Here is a 14,787-nt window from a genome sequence, read left to right on the forward strand (position 1 = left end):
CAACGACACGACACGCCACCACTCCCACGGAATCACCGGCCCTATGCCTGACCAGCTAAAACGCCGCTTTCAGGTTCGGAAAGACAACGACGCCTGAAAGAGGCCTGCGCCGCTGGCTGCACCGCTTCAATCGCTTGAGGCTGGAGGGACTGGAGGATCTGGGCGGGCAGGGACGCAAGCGAAGGATCACCGAGGCCGAACGCTCGAGGATCGTCGGCCTGGTCAAACAGACCCCGCCCGGCCGACTCGAGGTGCGGCCGTCGAACGAGGCAGACCCGCACCATCCACCAGGCGCTTACGCCGCCGCTATGTGTACTTCCTTTGAGGAATCCTGACCGACTCCGCGGAAGCATCCTGGCTGCTGGCCAACCTGGCTCGTGCCGGATGGCCCGCCACCACACACGCCCAGCACCTGGACGTCAATGCCCGCACGATCGCCGAGGTCCGCGACAAACGTGCCCGCATCCACCTCGACCTGGCGCTGCGGTACGCCGCCTGCACCGCGACCTGATCAGCCTCGGGGAGCATCATCTGCCACGGCTGCCAGTTGGACAGTCGCCCTTCCCCCGCCAGGGGTTCTGGACTGGGGTATGGCCGACTGTCCTGCCTGGTCCACCTCCGGGACACTGTCAGTAGGCACCCTGCCGACGCAGGGAGCGCGGTCGGCCGTCGGGATCGGCGACGGCCCGGTAGAGCGGGTCGGTCAGGGCCCGTGTGATGCGGGACAGATGCGGCGGGTGATAGGTGCGCAGCCGTCCCGACGGTCGTGGACCGTGACGGCCGCCGTCGTGCCACGCGTCCAGAGCGGCGGCCGAGTCGGCGTAGGCCGCAAAGGCGCGGCCCGGGTCGCTGAAGATGCGCTGGTCCGCTGACCTGCAAAAACATCCAGACGCTAGATCTTGGACTTGTGCATGGTGCGGAGCATTCAGCACTCCTAGAAGTAGCTCCCTGCCCGCTCTGTGCAGGTCAAAGGCGTGCAGTCACTCTACAAGAGCGGGCGCTCCACTCCGCTGGCGATGTCTGTATGACGCTGACCGCTTGCTGAGTCTTCTGACACAGAGCCAGGCGAGTGCCCATCCGTAGCCGTCTCTGGGTACCGGAAACCTGCCGACCGACGATGTTGCTCCTCGACGGCCGGTTGATCCACTTCACTTGGCATTACGTGCCGCAGACGACGATCGAGATGAACGACTGCTCATACACGCTGTTCAAACATTCTGATCGCTCGCCCACCGGTCGAGACATGCCTGCCCCACGGCGGCCACCAGCCAGGCCCCTCCGGCACGCCCGGGGGCTGTCGTATGCGATTCGGCTTGCGTCGGAAGTCGGCACGGGAGCGGAAGGCGCCCTTTTCGTCTGTCAAGCGGCGTGCTCTGCGTGTTTCATAGAGGTGTGGCCCTGCGGTGCGCGACCATAAGGACGCGGCACAGCATATTTTCCAGCTGGTGGACGCCATGACGAGCTGATTGTGTGGGGCGGCGTGCTCGGCACCTGCAAAGCCAACGACGTCAAGAGCGGCAGCTGGCAGAAGGAACACCGATAAAGGAAGAAGGACGGGCATGTCCGGCAGTGAGAGCGAGAATCCAGCAATCCCTTCACCGACGCCCACGCCGACTCGGCGACCCAGGACGAACCGGGACTGGTGGCCGGATCAGCTGGACCTTCAGGTCCTCCACCAGCACTCGCCCCGATCCAACCCGATGGACGAGGACTTCGACTACGCGGAAGAGTTCGCGACCCTCGACGTCGACGCGCTGAAGCGAGACGTCTTCGAGGTGATGACGACATCCCAGGACTGGTGGCCCGCAGACTACGGTCACTACGGGCCGCTCTTCATCCGGATGAGCTGGCATGCCGCAGGAACGTACCGCATCGAGGACGGCCGCGGCGGTGGTGGCAGTGGCGCACAGCGCTTCGCCCCCCTCAACAGCTGGCCGGACAACGCGAGCCTGGACAAGGCGCGCCGTCTACTGTGGCCGGTCAAACAGAAGTACGGCCGGAAAATCTCCTGGGCCGATCTTCTGGTCTTCGCCGGGAACTGCGCCATGGAATCCATGGGATTCAAGACATTCGGGTTCGGTTTCGGACGAGAGGACATCTGGGAACCCGAGGAGATCTTCTGGGGGCCCGAGGACACATGGCTCGGAGATGAGCGCTACAGCGGCGACAGGGAACTCACCGGTCCTTTCGCCGCCGTACAGATGGGACTGATCTACGTCAATCCGGAGGGGCCCAACGGAAACCCGGACCCGATGGCTGCCGCCCGGGACGTTCGGGAGACGTTCAGGCGCATGGCGATGAATGACGAGGAGACGGCCGCACTCATCGTCGGCGGCCACACCTTCGGCAAGTGTCACGGCGCGGTCGACCCCAGTTATATCGGCCCGGAACCCGAGGCCGCCCCCATCGAGCAGCAGGGCCTCGGCTGGCGGAACACATACGGCAGCGGCACGGGCCCCCACGCGCTCACCAGCGGTCTGGAGGGCGCATGGACCACCGAGCCGACCAGGTGGGACAACGGGTACCTGGTCAATCTCTACGGGTACGAGTGGGAGCTGACGAGCAGCCCCGCCGGCGCCCACCAGTGGACTCCCAAGGATCCCGCAGCCAGGAACGCCGTGCCCGACGCCCATGATCCGTCGAAGCGGCACGCCCCCATGATGCTGACGACGGACCTCGCGCTGAAGATGGACCCGGTCTACGGCCCGATCACGAAGAGGTTCCACGAGCACCCGGACGAACTCGCTGTGGCGTTCGCCAAGGCGTGGTACAAACTGCTGCACCGCGACATGGGACCGCCCTCACGTTACCTCGGCCCCTGGGTTCCCGAGCCGCAACTCTGGCAGGACCCCGTTCCCTACGTCGATCACGAACTGATCGGGGATGAGGACATCGCCGCCCTCAAGGGCAGGATCCTGACCTCGGGCCTTTCCATCTCCCAGCTGGTCACCACCGCCTGGGCGTCGGCGGCGAGCTTCCGCGGCACCGACAAGCGCGGCGGGGCGAACGGGGCACGGATCCGGCTCGCACCGCAGAAGGATTGGGAGCTCAACGACCTCCCCGAGGTGTCCGAGGCACTGCGCACGCTCGAGCGGATCCAGCAGGAATTCAACCTCTCCCAGACCGGCGGAACGCGGGTCTCGCTCGCCGACCTGATCGTCCTCGGCGGGTGCGCGGCCGTCGAGCAGGCCGCGAGGAACGCCGGGTACGACGTCACGGTTCCGTTCGCACCGGGGCGTACGGACGCCTCGCAAGAGCAGACCGACGCGGCATCGTTCGCCGTGCTGGAGCCCAAGGCGGATGCCTTCCGAAACTACCTTCCGGCGGGCGAGAAGCTCTCGCCGGAGACCCTCATGCTGGACCGCGCCAACCTGCTGACGCTGACCGCCCCCGAGATGACGGTGCTGATCGGCGGCATGCGGGCCCTGAACACCGGCTTCAAAGGATCCCCCCACGGTGTCTTCACCCACCGGCCGGGAACCTTGACCAACGACTTCTTCGTCAACCTGCTCGACATGGGCACGGAGTGGAAGGCGTCAACTACGGACGAGAACGTGTTCGAAGGCCGGGATCGCGCCACCGGCGAGGCCAGGTGGACCGCCACCGCAGTCGACCTGATCTTCGGTGCGCACTCCCAGCTCCGAGCCGTCTCGGAGGTCTACGCGTCCCAGGATGCGGGAGAGAAGTTCGTGCGTGACTTCGTTGCAGCGTGGAACAAGGTGATGAATCTCGACCGGTTCGACCTCGCCTGAGCCCGACGTCCCGGTCGGCCCTCATCGACTGCCCGGGACATGGCCAAGTGTGGCACCCGCGGCGGGGGTGCCCGAGTGCGTCCATGTGATGGACTGGGCGACAGCCAGCCCGAGACCGTGTTCAGCGGACCTGTCCGACCTGCGCCGACTGGCACGCGTCGAGGCGGTCCGCCACTGCTTCGCGTAATGCGCGACCGTTTGCTGCGCCACCTCCTGGGAGGCCTCGCCTACAGACGGCGCCGTCCGTTTCTCCTTCGCGGGTATCTGCGGGAGGCGCTGGATTGCATCGACCTGCGCGCCGAAGCCGGCCTCCACGCACTGCTTGCCCAGCGCGTTCCCTGCAACAGAGCGCACAGAGGTGCCGTCACCGGATGGGTGTGGCGGAACCTCAGCCCTCGCAGGACGAGTTCATGCTGCGGGCGAGCCCTGGGGCTACGAAGCGGACCTGCCGAGCGGGAGTCGGGTGACTGCGCACAGGTCGCCTCCTTGGTCACCAGGTCGGCAAGCCGGGACGCCGTCCGGCCTCATGCTGACCAATTGCTGACCCCCTCACGTCGATCAAGGCCCTGACCTGTGGAAACACCCAAACGCTAGATCTTGGACTTGAACATGGTGCGGAACATGAGAGAACTCCCGGTTCGTCTGCTCATTGCCCGCCGGCGCAGGTCAAGGGCGTTGGCCGGAGACTACATCGATTCACACGCCCAGTCATCCGAGCCGAAGCCGGCCACCAGCCGCCCGTCCGGCGCTACGCCAGTCGCCTGACAGCGGCAGGAAAGGCGTAGTCACCGATCTGCTGCCCGCTGGTCGCGTCCCATACCCGCACGGTTCCGTCGCCGCCCCCGGCGGCGACGACGGGGGCGGCCGTCCGGCATCCCGCCGCCCCCGCCTTCACTTCGCTGGTCGGTCCTGCCATGGGCGGCGCCACGGTTCACCGGTGGCCATGTCCCACAGCCGGACGGCCCTGCTGCCGCCCCGGGCCAGGACGGCTTCGCCGGCACCTGTGCCACAGGGCCGCGGCGCGTCAGGCCCTCGGCACCTGTCCCGGTGGACCGACCACCGGTTTCCACGGCCGCGGAACGAGACCGCGGGGCCGCCGGCGACGGAGTGGGAGGAGAGGGACCGGTCAGCCGGTCGGCCGGTGAACCACTCGGCCGAGTGCGCGCGGCAGTGCCGCCCGGGAGGGGATGTCGAGCTTGCGGTAGATGCGCCCGAGGTGGGTTTCGACCGTCCTGGTGCTGACGAAGAGCTGCTCCGCGATGTCCTTGGTGCGTTTGCCCCCTGCCGCCAGTTCCGCGATCTCCCGCTCGCGCTCGGTGAGAAGGTCAATGGTCGCCGGGACGCCCGTGTCTTGCGCCGCCACGACCGTCGTACCGGCGGCGGCGCGGGACGCCGGCAGCAGGATCCTGACCCTTGCCGCCTCCTCACGGATCCGCTGCGCGCCACAGGTCCGAGCGGCCTTTCCCGCCGTATCGAGCCACTCCAGCGCCTGCCGGGTGCCGTGGGCCGCGCGCACCGAAGGCGCCCCGGTCACCAGGGTCCAGGCATGTTCCACCGGCAGGCCCGCGCGGCGGAACGATTCCGCGGTCTCGTGGAACAGCTCTGCCGCCAGGTGGTGTTCTCCCTCGGCGGCATGGAGCGTGGCCCGGGCTCTGCGCACGTGTTGCTGTTGCAGCGGCAGCCCCAGCCGCTCGGCCACGGCCTCCCCCGTCCTGGCCCAGTCACGGGCGGCGTCGATGTCACCGCACCGCAGTGCCGCGACGGAGGCGAGGGCCAGAAGAGAGGGCTGCCAGGCCCGCAGCAGCCGCTGCAGCCGCGGGCCGCCCTCCTCCACGAGGGTGCGCAGACAGCCTGCCGGGTCCCCGCCGAGGAACTGGGCCTGGGCGCGCAGGCCGACTGCTACAGCTGCCCGCCAGCCCCGCTTGCGCAAGGCGAGGGAGAGTCCCTCCCCCGCGAGTTCGAGCAGCCTGTCGGTGTCCCGCCGTGGTCGTGTCCACAGCATTCCCGTCGCCCGCAGGATCATGGCGATCCCGGCGGCTTCGTCGGCCCCGGTCATCCGGGCGAGCAGCTCGGCCTCGCCGGCACGGCGACAGAGCGACTCCAGACGCCCCGTCGTCTGGTCCAGATGGCACAGGGCCACCAGTTGGTTGATCCGGATGAACCTCCGGGTGGCACCCGTGGTGGCCTGCAGTCCTCGTTCCAGATGCCGGTAGGCGTCATGGAACCGCTCCTGGAACAGCTCCGCGCAGCCGAGCATCGCCAGGACGTCGGGCATGGTGACGGCCGCGGCGTCGGGCAGGGCGTCCACGATCCGCGCACACTCGGTGACCTCGGCGACGGCCTCGGGCAGCAGCCCGAGTTGGGTATCACCGAGGGCGCCCAGGACCCGCAGGTAGGGCACCGCCGGGCCGACTGCGCCGGCAGCCTCGACCGCCTCACGGACCACGTCACGTGCCACGCCGTAGGCGCCCCGGAACAACTCCACCCGCCCGTATGCGGTGATCAGTTCGGCCACCGGCGCCGACAGCGGAACGGGCAGTGGGCGGGGCACGAGTTCGAGTGCCGTCCGGACGACCGCTTCGGCCTCCTGATGGCGTCCCAGCAGCCGCTCCAGCTCCCCGCAGACGGCGTAGGCACTCAGCCGCAGGTCCTCGGGGAGATCCGACTGATGCTGCAGCAGATCGTGCACCAGGGAACGGGCTTCCCGCAGGCGGCCCACGGCACTGAGAGCCCGGCAACAGTCGAGCACCAGACGGACCCGGAGGGCGCTGATCCCGCCCCCGGCGGGCAGGTGGTCCAGCGCCAGGCGCAGCCAGCGGGCGGCGACGGCCGGGGACTTGGCCATCGCCTCCGCCGCACCCTCGACCAGAACCCGCCGGGCCTCCACACTGCCCGAGCCCACCAGGTGCTCGGCCTGCCGGGCACGTCGGAGCGCCGACGCTCCTCGCGCGGTGAGCAGGTCCAGGGCCCGTCGGTGGGCGTTGGCCCGCAGCGACGGAGAGGCGTGTTCCAGGGCGACGTGGCCGAGCACCGGATGCCGGAAGGCGTAGCCTCCGCCACAGGGCAGCGGCCGTATCAAGTCCGCTGCGACGAGTTCGGTGAAGGCTTCGAGAATCCGTTGCAGGCCGAGATCGGAGACCGCGGCGATGTCGTCCGGCTGGAAGGGATCGCCGAGGACGGCGGCGACCTGGGCCGAGAGCGCGGCGTCAGCGGTGAGGGAGTCCAGCTCGGTGACGACGGGGACGGCCTCCCGGAACATGCCGTCCCGGTCCGGACCGGCACTCAGCGGCCACTCGTCCGGGTCCCACCGCGCCGCGACCAGGATCCGCAGCATCCGCGGGTTGCCGCCGGAGGCTGCGTGCAGCTGCTCGGCGTATCTGCCGTCGGTCACCGGTGCCGGGCAGGCGCTCCACTCGGTGTACGCGTGATCGCGCGCCGAGCGGGAGAAGGCGTGGCGGAAGGTGGTGTCGGCGTGCGCCCCCCCGTGGTCGAGGAAGGTGGATATCGCCCGGAGATCCAAGGAGGAGGGGGCCAGGCGGATGACCGAGCCGGTCTCGGCTCCGTGTTCGAGCGCTTCTCTCAGTACCGGGCTGGACTGCCGTGGGCGGTGCGCCAGCGCCAGGACGAACGGGCCGGGCGGGGGTGACCGCACGAGCTGCGCGATCAGTCTCGCGGAATGCTCGTCGCACAGATGCACGTCGTCGAGAACGAGCACACCGCCGCGCCCGGCCGCCCAGCGCCCCAGCACGCCTCGCACCTCGGCGCCCGCCCCGGCGCCGGACTCCCGCGCGATCGGGGAGTCCCGCACCTCCAGGGCATCCAGCACCTCTCCGACAAACCGACCGAGTTGTGGCGCACCGCGCGCGGCATGGGCTCGCGCCACCAGTGCCCCTGCCCCGGCCGCCTGCTCGGCGAGCAGGCCGAGCAGGGCGGTCTTGCCGATCCCCGGCTCACCGGTGACCTCCAGGACCGCTCCCCGGCCGTCGGTCAGATCCTGTACGACCGCGGAAAGACACTCGACCTGCGTGTGTCTGCCGACGAGATCGGCGCCGTTCTCATGGGCCGGACCCTTGGGTAGCAAGATCTTCTCCCTTCCCATGGATGCGCACACGAGCGATCACGCCCTTTTGTCGTCGCTTCGGATAATAGGCGATGACGTTGGCCGACTTGTGGCCTGAACGGTGACCTGCGCGGGGGCGAAGTCGGCAGCGGCCGCTGCCCGGCAGCCCTTTCGTATGGCACTGACCAGGGCCGTACGGCTGTGTGAACACCGGTCCGGCCGGCCCGAGGGCGACCGGATGCAGTGCGCGGGACGGCAGCCCGGTCAGGGAGGGGAAGCGTGACTGACACCAGCAACGACCGGCCCCCCGAGGGTGAAGCGGGGGCGCCGCGGCGGAGCCGACTGCACCGCCTGATGCGCTACCTCCCCCTGATCGCCCCCGTCCTGCTGTGGGCCGTGTCCTGCGGGACGCTCCTGTACGGCGGCCAGCGCTGGCCGCTGACCGTCACGCCTGGCGGCACCGCCCTGTTCGTCCTCGGCCTCATCGGTACGCCGCTCTCGATGGACATCTGAACGCTCCCCGGGCTCGGACACGATCGAGTGGCACCTGATGATGCGCCGCAGCGCGGAGGAACTCTTCGCACCGACCAGGCTGCGTCCTCAGTGAGCGTGTTTCAGCCTGAAGTTGCTGGTCGCGGGGCTGGTGTGATGGCTTCGGCTCGTGTTCGTACTGGTCGTGGCTGGTTGTCCGGGTTGTAGATCACCTGTCAGCGGGCGACCTCGATGTTCGTGAGGACGAGGAGGGCCCGCAGGAGGGTGGTGGCGTGCCGGGCGTCCAGGCGGAGCTTGGCCAGGATGCGCCAGTTCTTCAGGTGGGCGAATGCGTGCTCGCAGGCGGCGCGCTCGGCGGCGATCAGCTTGTTGACCTGCTTCTTCGCCGTGGTGAGGGGCTTGGTGCGGGCGGCCTTGAAGCCGGTGATGATCACTGGGTTGTCGGGGTCGTCGTCCAGGCCGGTGAAGCCGAGGTCGGCGATGGCGCCGAGTCCGGCCTCGCGGAGATGCCGGGCGATGTGGTTGTGGCGGGCGGTGGTGATCTCCGAGGACCGCCCGGGGCGGGCGGCGGAGATCCAGATCAGCCAGCCGCGGGGGTCGGTGATGCTGAGGAACAGCAGGCCGTGGGACTTGTGTTTCCCGCTGTAGTTGCGGCGGTTGTCGCTTCCGGTGCGGCGGCGGGTGCGCACCAGGCTGCCGTCGAGCAGGACGGCATGGCCACCCCTTCGGATGATTCTCCTCAAAGCCCCATCGAGGCGCTCGGCGCGGGCGGCCAGCAGGCCGGTCACCCCCAGCAGCCAGCGGCGGACCGTGCTGGCGGAGATGTGGTTGCCGCCGGCCATGTCGCAAAGCCGCTGGTCGTGGCGGAGGACGGCCAGGACGATGACCGCGATGCGGCCGGCAGGGAGCTTCCGCCACCGCGACCCGATCTTCTTGAGGTGGGCGCGAATCAGGTGGGTGACGGTGGAGATGGTGGCCGTGGACAGCGGGAGGCGGACTTGGTAGACAGGGGCCTCGGTGCCCTCGGCGGAGTTCAGGTTCTTTCGCATGTAACCCCAACTCCCGCCGGGGGCACTTCAGTTACGGGCAAGATGCCGGGTTGCGCTTGCCGTGTTCACAGCACGGTGGTGAACCGCCCGGTCGGGGTTTTGTGCAGCCAGCCCCGCTCGGTCAGCCGGTTCAGCCGGCTCCGCATCGCCTCACGGACCTGCGGCTCGGCACCGATCGAGAGCAGTCGGCACACATCCTGGGCCATCACCGGCTCGTCGGCTGAGCGGACGACGGCGAAGACCTTCCGGTACTCCTCGGGCAGAGCCTTCTCGTCCATGCCTTTCTCCCGGTGCGGTACCAGCAGCAACGCCCGGCCCGCGACCTGCCCGGCAGCCGGGGCGGACGTCTCGTCCGATTCCGCTTCGGCCTGCGCATTCAGCCGGATGAGCACCCGTTCCGCGCCGGCGAGTTCATCCCGTTCGGCCCGAACCGCCTCCAGTTCCTTGGCCAGCCGTTCTTCTGCCGCATCGAGTTCCGCCCGCCGTGCGGTGATCCACTCCAGTACGTCATCCACGGCCGCCCCTCCCGGAAGATCCGGATGGAGCGTTTGAATCCGGAGCATACTCCGGCAGCAGAATCACGAAATCCCACCCGCGGGGCGGCTGTCAGACGATCAACGCGCTCGCCAACCCCTCACGACCTGCGCGAGCACCGACCACCTCACTCATACCAGCCCCACGACCAGCAACTTCAGGCTGAAACGCGCTCAATGACGGCGCAGCCGCAGCGGGGCTAGGCAATCTCGTCCAGCCCCGCTGTCAGAAGCCGTTGTCTTACCGGATGTGATCACTGAGTTTCCGCTGTTCAGGCATGGTTCCGGCGTCGTCGTGGGAGTGTTCGGGCGATCAGTTCGTCCTCGACGATGGGGGTGGCCGGTGGCATCGGTGATGGGGTTGCTGGAGGAGCGGGAAGCCGTTGTCCGAGTGCGGGTGGAGGAGCTTCAGGTGGAGACGGACCGGATCCTGGTCGAACTCGCCGCAGCCGAGGCGCGGGACTTCCGCAAGACCCGCAGCGCCGCTAGCTCGATCGCGCCCGCCTGCATGTGAACGAGGCCCTTCCCCTGGCGGGGCTGTCGCAGGACCCCGTGGCACTGATGCGGGTGCGGAACTCCACGGCGATCCTTGCGCACCAGGTCGGTCACCACTCCGGAAGCGTGGCAGCAGCACAGGCTACTCAGTCCTGCGCGATCGCGCGCCGCGATCCGCTGTTCGGCTCCCTCGCGCACGCCCGTGCCGCGGTGCCGGCCCGCGGTCGGTATCGGCCGGTCAGCGGGCCAGCAACTGCTTCAGCTGGGCGATGACGAACTGAGGGTTCTCCTCCAGCACCCAGTGGTTCGCGTTCGGCGCCACCGCCGTGGTCACGTTCGCGGGCACGGCCACGTTCTTCATGTCCGCGCCGATCGCGCCGGCCATGCTGTACTGGCCGCCGAGGCCGAGCACCGGCACGGTCAGCGGGTTGTTGTCGAGCAGCGCCTGCACCTGCCTCTCGCCCTTGTCCTGCTGGCGGAAGAAGTCGAAGCCCGAACGGGTGGCGCCGGGCCGACTGTAAGCGGCGACGTACTCCTTCTGACTCTTGGCGCTAGGCGCCCCGCTCGCGCCGCCCGCGTTGAGGACCGAGCCGTAGAAGGTCTTCTCCCGGCCCGCCACCAGATGCTCGGGCACACCCTGCTGCTGGCCGTTGATGAACGAGTCCCACCACAAGAAGTCCGGCTTGTCGGCCACCAGCTGCAGGTACCAGGTGGTCGGCGGTGCCTCCAGGATCGCCAGGTGGCTCACCTGGTCGCGGTAGGCGGCCGCGTAGGCCAGCGCCACCGCGCCGCCGACATCGTGGCCAGCCACCGAGATCCTGGTGCCGCCGAAGCCGAGCTGATCCACCACAGCGTGCACGTCCGACGCTTGAGTGAGGGCGGTGTAGCTGCCGTAGGCATCGCTGTTGGAGGGCTGCGAGCGCCCCAGGCCGCGCAGGTCGACCGCGATCACGGTGTGGTCCTCGGTCAGTGCGGGCGCCACCTGCTCCCATGCCTGCAAGGTCTCTGGCCAACCGTGCAGCAGGACCAGGGCCGGGCCGTGGCCGGCCACCGCGTAGTGGATCCGCAGACCGTCGTTGGTCGCGTAGCCGTCCTTGAAGCCCGGCAGCCCCCCGCGCACGGTGACGGCGGCCTCGGCGGCGCCGCTACTGGTGGCGGTCAAGAGCGTGGCGGCGGTGAGCGCGGCAGCGGCCGCCACGACCGGCCATCGTGTCTGACTTTTCATCAATCCATCCAGGAATGAGATCATTTCCCCGAGCTCTCTTGCTTTCGGTGGTGCGGTCTGACGCAACCGCGAATAGCAAGCCCAAGCAGCAGTCCCGAGCAGCAACCGGCAGTAGCAACCTCGGTGCCCTGTGTCCGAACCCCGGCCAGGGCCTGGCGCCGGGCCACGCAGATACCGCTCAGCAGCAGCCAGGCGGGTCCGCCAGGGCTGTGTGCTGATACGCAGGCGAGGCCGGCCGTGGCTGGGCGGCTGACGACGACACGAAGGCGACACCGGCCGCGAGAGAGACCCCCGCCAGTACGCCGACGATGAGTTGGATGACGCGAGAACGCATTCAAATCCCCCTGTCATGGAGGGCGACATGCAGTCGCCCCTTGGTTCAAACCTTCAGATCACTGGCCTCGGCTACCGGAACACGTCGTGCGGCTACCGAGGGCAAGCGTTGTTCAACTGCGAGGGTGCTGGGAGTTCTTCTGGGACGAGGTTGCCGCGATCCCGCAACCGATACCGGCCCTGACGGGTGTCACCAGTGGCACGACCCGGTGATCGGCGTGGTGCCCGACGTACACGACACCTTGTCCGTTGATGTCGACGGTCGATCCACCGCCCCACCTGACGTGCTCGGGCGCCTGTCGCACCACCGGGCTGGAGGCGGCCGACCTCATCCTCACCATGCTCCCGCACTACCTGGGCGACGACCTGTTGGGCCCGTACGCCTGCGAACTACTGACCGATCTGGTCCCCGTGGCCGCCCCCGCACTGGCCGCCCTTCGCGAGGTGACTGACCACAGGCGCAGCTGCCGATGCACATCGGCTACTCGGACCGCGAACTGCGCGCCGGCGAACGAGTCACCGAAGCCGCCCGCCAGGCTCACGCCCGCAGTGGGACGCCATCGCGGGGCGCATCAACTCGTCGGTCGACCCAGGAGATCGGTCAGCACGAACCAGTCTTTGGCGTTTGACCGACCCATACCTGGCCAACCGAGTTGATGTCTACAGTCGACCCCGCCTTCCACTGGGTGTCCGAAGCCCACAGTGCCCAACCGCCGTTGTAGAGCACGAAATTACCATCCGCCTGGTAAATCGCCTTGGTCGCGCCGGACCCGTTTGTACCCGACGCCCAGCACACCCAAGTGCTCGCGCCGGTGTGCTTGTACTCGACAAGATTGCCGTCCGTCTGAAGGATCAGCTGGTACGTAGTCTGCTGGTCGGCTGACACGCCCCAGATCGAGTCACCGGGATACATGCTGGAGCCCCTGTTCAAGTGATCCAGGTCGTTAGCCGAGGCGGTTCCAGGGATACCGGAAACGGCAGCCACCGCCATGGCACCCGCAATGAGTACCTTGGTCGCTTTGCGTATGGCCTTCATGATCAATCCCTGTCTGATTGAGCCGCCACCCATGTTGGTGGCCAGCATGATTGAGCTATATACGGGTGCGGCGCCGTGAAACGCACCCAAACTATGATGCGGCGCATATTGTTGACTATTCGGCGTGGGTCGACATGGCCGCCGTGTGACTCTCCCTGATCGAACTGGCACTTCAATGAGGGAGAGTTACAGTCAGGCCAGCTCGCGCTCAGGAAGCGTTGGCCACGTGCGGGTGTGCACCCCGGCCCACCTCAACGTGATCGGCTACACGACGCGGTGGACGCACGCCATCGCGGGACGGCACCGACTCGTCGGTCGCCCCAGGAGATCGGTCAGCACGAACCGGTCTTTGGCGTTTGGCCGACCCATACCTGGCCAATCGAGCTGACGTCGACGGTCGACCCCGCCTCCCCCTGGGTGTCCGACGCCCACAGCGCCCGATCGCCGTTGTAGAGCACGAAGTTGCCATCCGTCTGGTAAATCGCTTGGGTCGCGCCGGACCCGTTTGTACCCGTTGCCCAGCACACCGCAACGCCCGCGTGCCCGGAGATGTGCCTGTACTCGACGAGATTTCCGTCCGTCTGCAGGATCAGCTGGAACGTGATCCCGTTACCCCAGTCCGTGCTCCAGATCGAGTCCCCGGGATAGAGGGCCTGACCCCTGGGCAACTCAGTCATGTCGGTCGCCGAGGCTGTTCCAGAAAGACCGGCAACGGCTGCCGCCGCCACGGCGCCTGCAATGAGTACCTTGGTCGTTTTACGCATGGACTTCATGATCCCGCCCCCGTCTGATTGAGCCGCCACCCATGTCCGATGGCGCCCTGCTACGTGACGAGACGATACGTCTCGTTTCGTTCCTTGGTGATCACTGCCCCACTGGCAGACCGTGTCAAGGGCGCGTCGTCTCGTCCACCGTAAGATCCGACCAGGGCCCAGAATCCCAACCCTGAACTGCGCAACCAGCGATCGCGTAGGGCAATCCTCGACGCGGCGCTAGGCCTGGCCCTGGCGGACGGCTATGCCAAGCTCACCGTGGAAGCCATCGCCATGTCGGCAGGCGTGGGGAAGCAGACCATCGCCCGGAAAGGCGGACGTCGTCCTGGAGGCGCTCAACGGCCGAACCGGCCCGGCCCGGGAGGTTCCGAATACCGGAGACATCAGGGCGGATCTCACCGTGGCAGTTCAGGCCGTGGTCCGCCTCCTCGCCACCGACCTGGGCACGGTATGGCGTGCCCTGCTGGCGGAGGCCCAGACCGATCACCGATTCGCCGAGGAACTGCGCCGCACCTTCTTCGAGCCCCGTAACCAGCGCTGGCAGGAACGCTTCGATACTGCGGTCGCCGCAGGCCAACTCCGCGGAGACCTTCCCGTAGGAGCCATGATCGAGACCCTCTTCGGGCCCATCTATCATCGCCTTCTGCTCGGCTCCACTCCGCTCGACCCCGACGACACAGCCCGTATCGACTACTTCCTCAACGGTGTCAAGGCACGCCCCTGAGCGGACGGTATGGCCGTTCTGGCGGATCCGTGTCGCCCGTTCGTGGGTACGGAGTCGTGTGGGCCTGGCTCGCCGCGCACGCGCGCCACAGGTAGTCGCCCGCGTGGAGGATCTGCCCCTTGCCGAGAGAAGGAGCCGACTGTGTCGGCGGAGGCGGTCGTGGTGGCCGTGAAGACCAGCGCCGGGACTGCTGCGGCCACACCGGCGGTCTTGGCGATACGCGCCTTGCGCATGAGTTCCTCCAAAAGACGAAGCTGAGTTCATTGCTTGGCCGCGGCCTTCAACCGGCCCGAGGAAAGACTAGGTAGGGCCCTG

At 68.0% G+C, this 14,787-nt stretch carries 11 protein-coding genes and 2 pseudogenes; 6 read left to right on the plus strand and 7 right to left on the minus strand.

Translation table 11 applies throughout. The features are described from left to right. The first annotated feature begins 116 nt into the window (after nucleotides 1-116). Entirely contained in the window at nucleotides 117-335 is a 219-nt protein-coding gene (locus ACFYMM_RS34540) for a helix-turn-helix domain-containing protein (protein ID WP_388394344.1), read from the plus strand. A gap of 1,224 nt (nucleotides 336-1,559) precedes the next feature. Then, entirely contained in the window at nucleotides 1,560-3,752 is a 2,193-nt protein-coding gene (gene katG, locus ACFYMM_RS34545; RefSeq protein ID WP_388394117.1) for a catalase/peroxidase HPI, read from the plus strand. 748 nt (nucleotides 3,753-4,500) lie between these two features. Here the strand turns inward: katG and ACFYMM_RS34550 are convergent. Next, nucleotides 4,501-4,668, minus strand: a complete 168-nt coding sequence (locus ACFYMM_RS34550; RefSeq protein WP_388394120.1) for a hypothetical protein — start codon at nucleotides 4,666-4,668, stop codon at nucleotides 4,501-4,503. Between the two features lie 210 nt (nucleotides 4,669-4,878). Further along, on the minus strand, nucleotides 4,879-7,833 hold the full coding sequence (locus tag ACFYMM_RS34555; RefSeq protein ID WP_388394123.1) for a LuxR C-terminal-related transcriptional regulator: 2,955 nt from the start codon (nucleotides 7,831-7,833) through the stop codon (nucleotides 4,879-4,881). A gap of 258 nt (nucleotides 7,834-8,091) precedes the next feature. Here ACFYMM_RS34555 and ACFYMM_RS34560 point away from each other — a divergent pair. After that, nucleotides 8,092-8,316 (plus strand): annotated as a pseudogene (locus ACFYMM_RS34560) (metallophosphoesterase); the annotation flags it as partial. Between the two features lie 203 nt (nucleotides 8,317-8,519). Here the strand turns inward: ACFYMM_RS34560 and ACFYMM_RS34565 are convergent. Further along, the gene (locus tag ACFYMM_RS34565) at nucleotides 8,520-9,353 is read right to left on the minus strand and encodes a transposase family protein (RefSeq protein ID WP_388394126.1); all 834 of its coding nucleotides are present in this window, start codon (nucleotides 9,351-9,353) and stop codon (nucleotides 8,520-8,522) included. A 65-nt stretch (nucleotides 9,354-9,418) separates the two neighbouring features. Beyond that, entirely contained in the window at nucleotides 9,419-9,868 is a 450-nt protein-coding gene (locus ACFYMM_RS34570; protein ID WP_388394129.1) for a hypothetical protein, read from the minus strand. A 361-nt stretch (nucleotides 9,869-10,229) separates the two neighbouring features. Here ACFYMM_RS34570 and ACFYMM_RS34575 point away from each other — a divergent pair, with 361 nt between their 5' ends. Next, a complete protein-coding gene (locus ACFYMM_RS34575) occupies nucleotides 10,230-10,400 on the plus strand; it encodes a hypothetical protein (protein ID WP_388394132.1) in 171 nt (56 codons plus the stop codon). A 219-nt stretch (nucleotides 10,401-10,619) separates the two neighbouring features. Here ACFYMM_RS34575 and ACFYMM_RS34580 read toward each other — a convergent pair whose 3' ends face one another. The 3 genes from ACFYMM_RS34580 to ACFYMM_RS34590 form a co-directional block, all read right to left on the minus strand. After that, nucleotides 10,620-11,579, minus strand: a complete 960-nt coding sequence (locus tag ACFYMM_RS34580) for an alpha/beta fold hydrolase (protein WP_388394135.1) — start codon at nucleotides 11,577-11,579, stop codon at nucleotides 10,620-10,622. A 961-nt stretch (nucleotides 11,580-12,540) separates the two neighbouring features. Further along, nucleotides 12,541-13,023: a hypothetical protein gene (locus ACFYMM_RS34585; RefSeq protein WP_388394137.1), complete on the minus strand. Its 483-nt coding sequence runs from the start codon at nucleotides 13,021-13,023 to the stop codon at nucleotides 12,541-12,543. Between the two features lie 284 nt (nucleotides 13,024-13,307). Next, nucleotides 13,308-13,739, minus strand: a complete 432-nt coding sequence (locus ACFYMM_RS34590) for a hypothetical protein (RefSeq protein WP_388394139.1) — start codon at nucleotides 13,737-13,739, stop codon at nucleotides 13,308-13,310. A gap of 186 nt (nucleotides 13,740-13,925) precedes the next feature. Here ACFYMM_RS34590 and ACFYMM_RS34595 point away from each other — a divergent pair. Beyond that, nucleotides 13,926-14,039 (plus strand): annotated as a pseudogene (locus ACFYMM_RS34595) (TetR family transcriptional regulator); the annotation flags it as partial. Further along, on the plus strand, nucleotides 13,993-14,472 hold the full coding sequence (locus ACFYMM_RS34600; RefSeq protein ID WP_388394141.1) for a TetR-like C-terminal domain-containing protein: 480 nt from the start codon (nucleotides 13,993-13,995) through the stop codon (nucleotides 14,470-14,472). The pseudogene ACFYMM_RS34595 and the gene ACFYMM_RS34600, both read left to right, overlap by 47 nt. Nucleotides 14,473-14,787 lie beyond the last annotated feature (315 nt).

This window comes from Streptomyces sp. NPDC006739 (assembly GCF_042869815.1).
Lineage (GTDB): Bacteria > Actinomycetota > Actinomycetes > Streptomycetales > Streptomycetaceae > Streptomyces.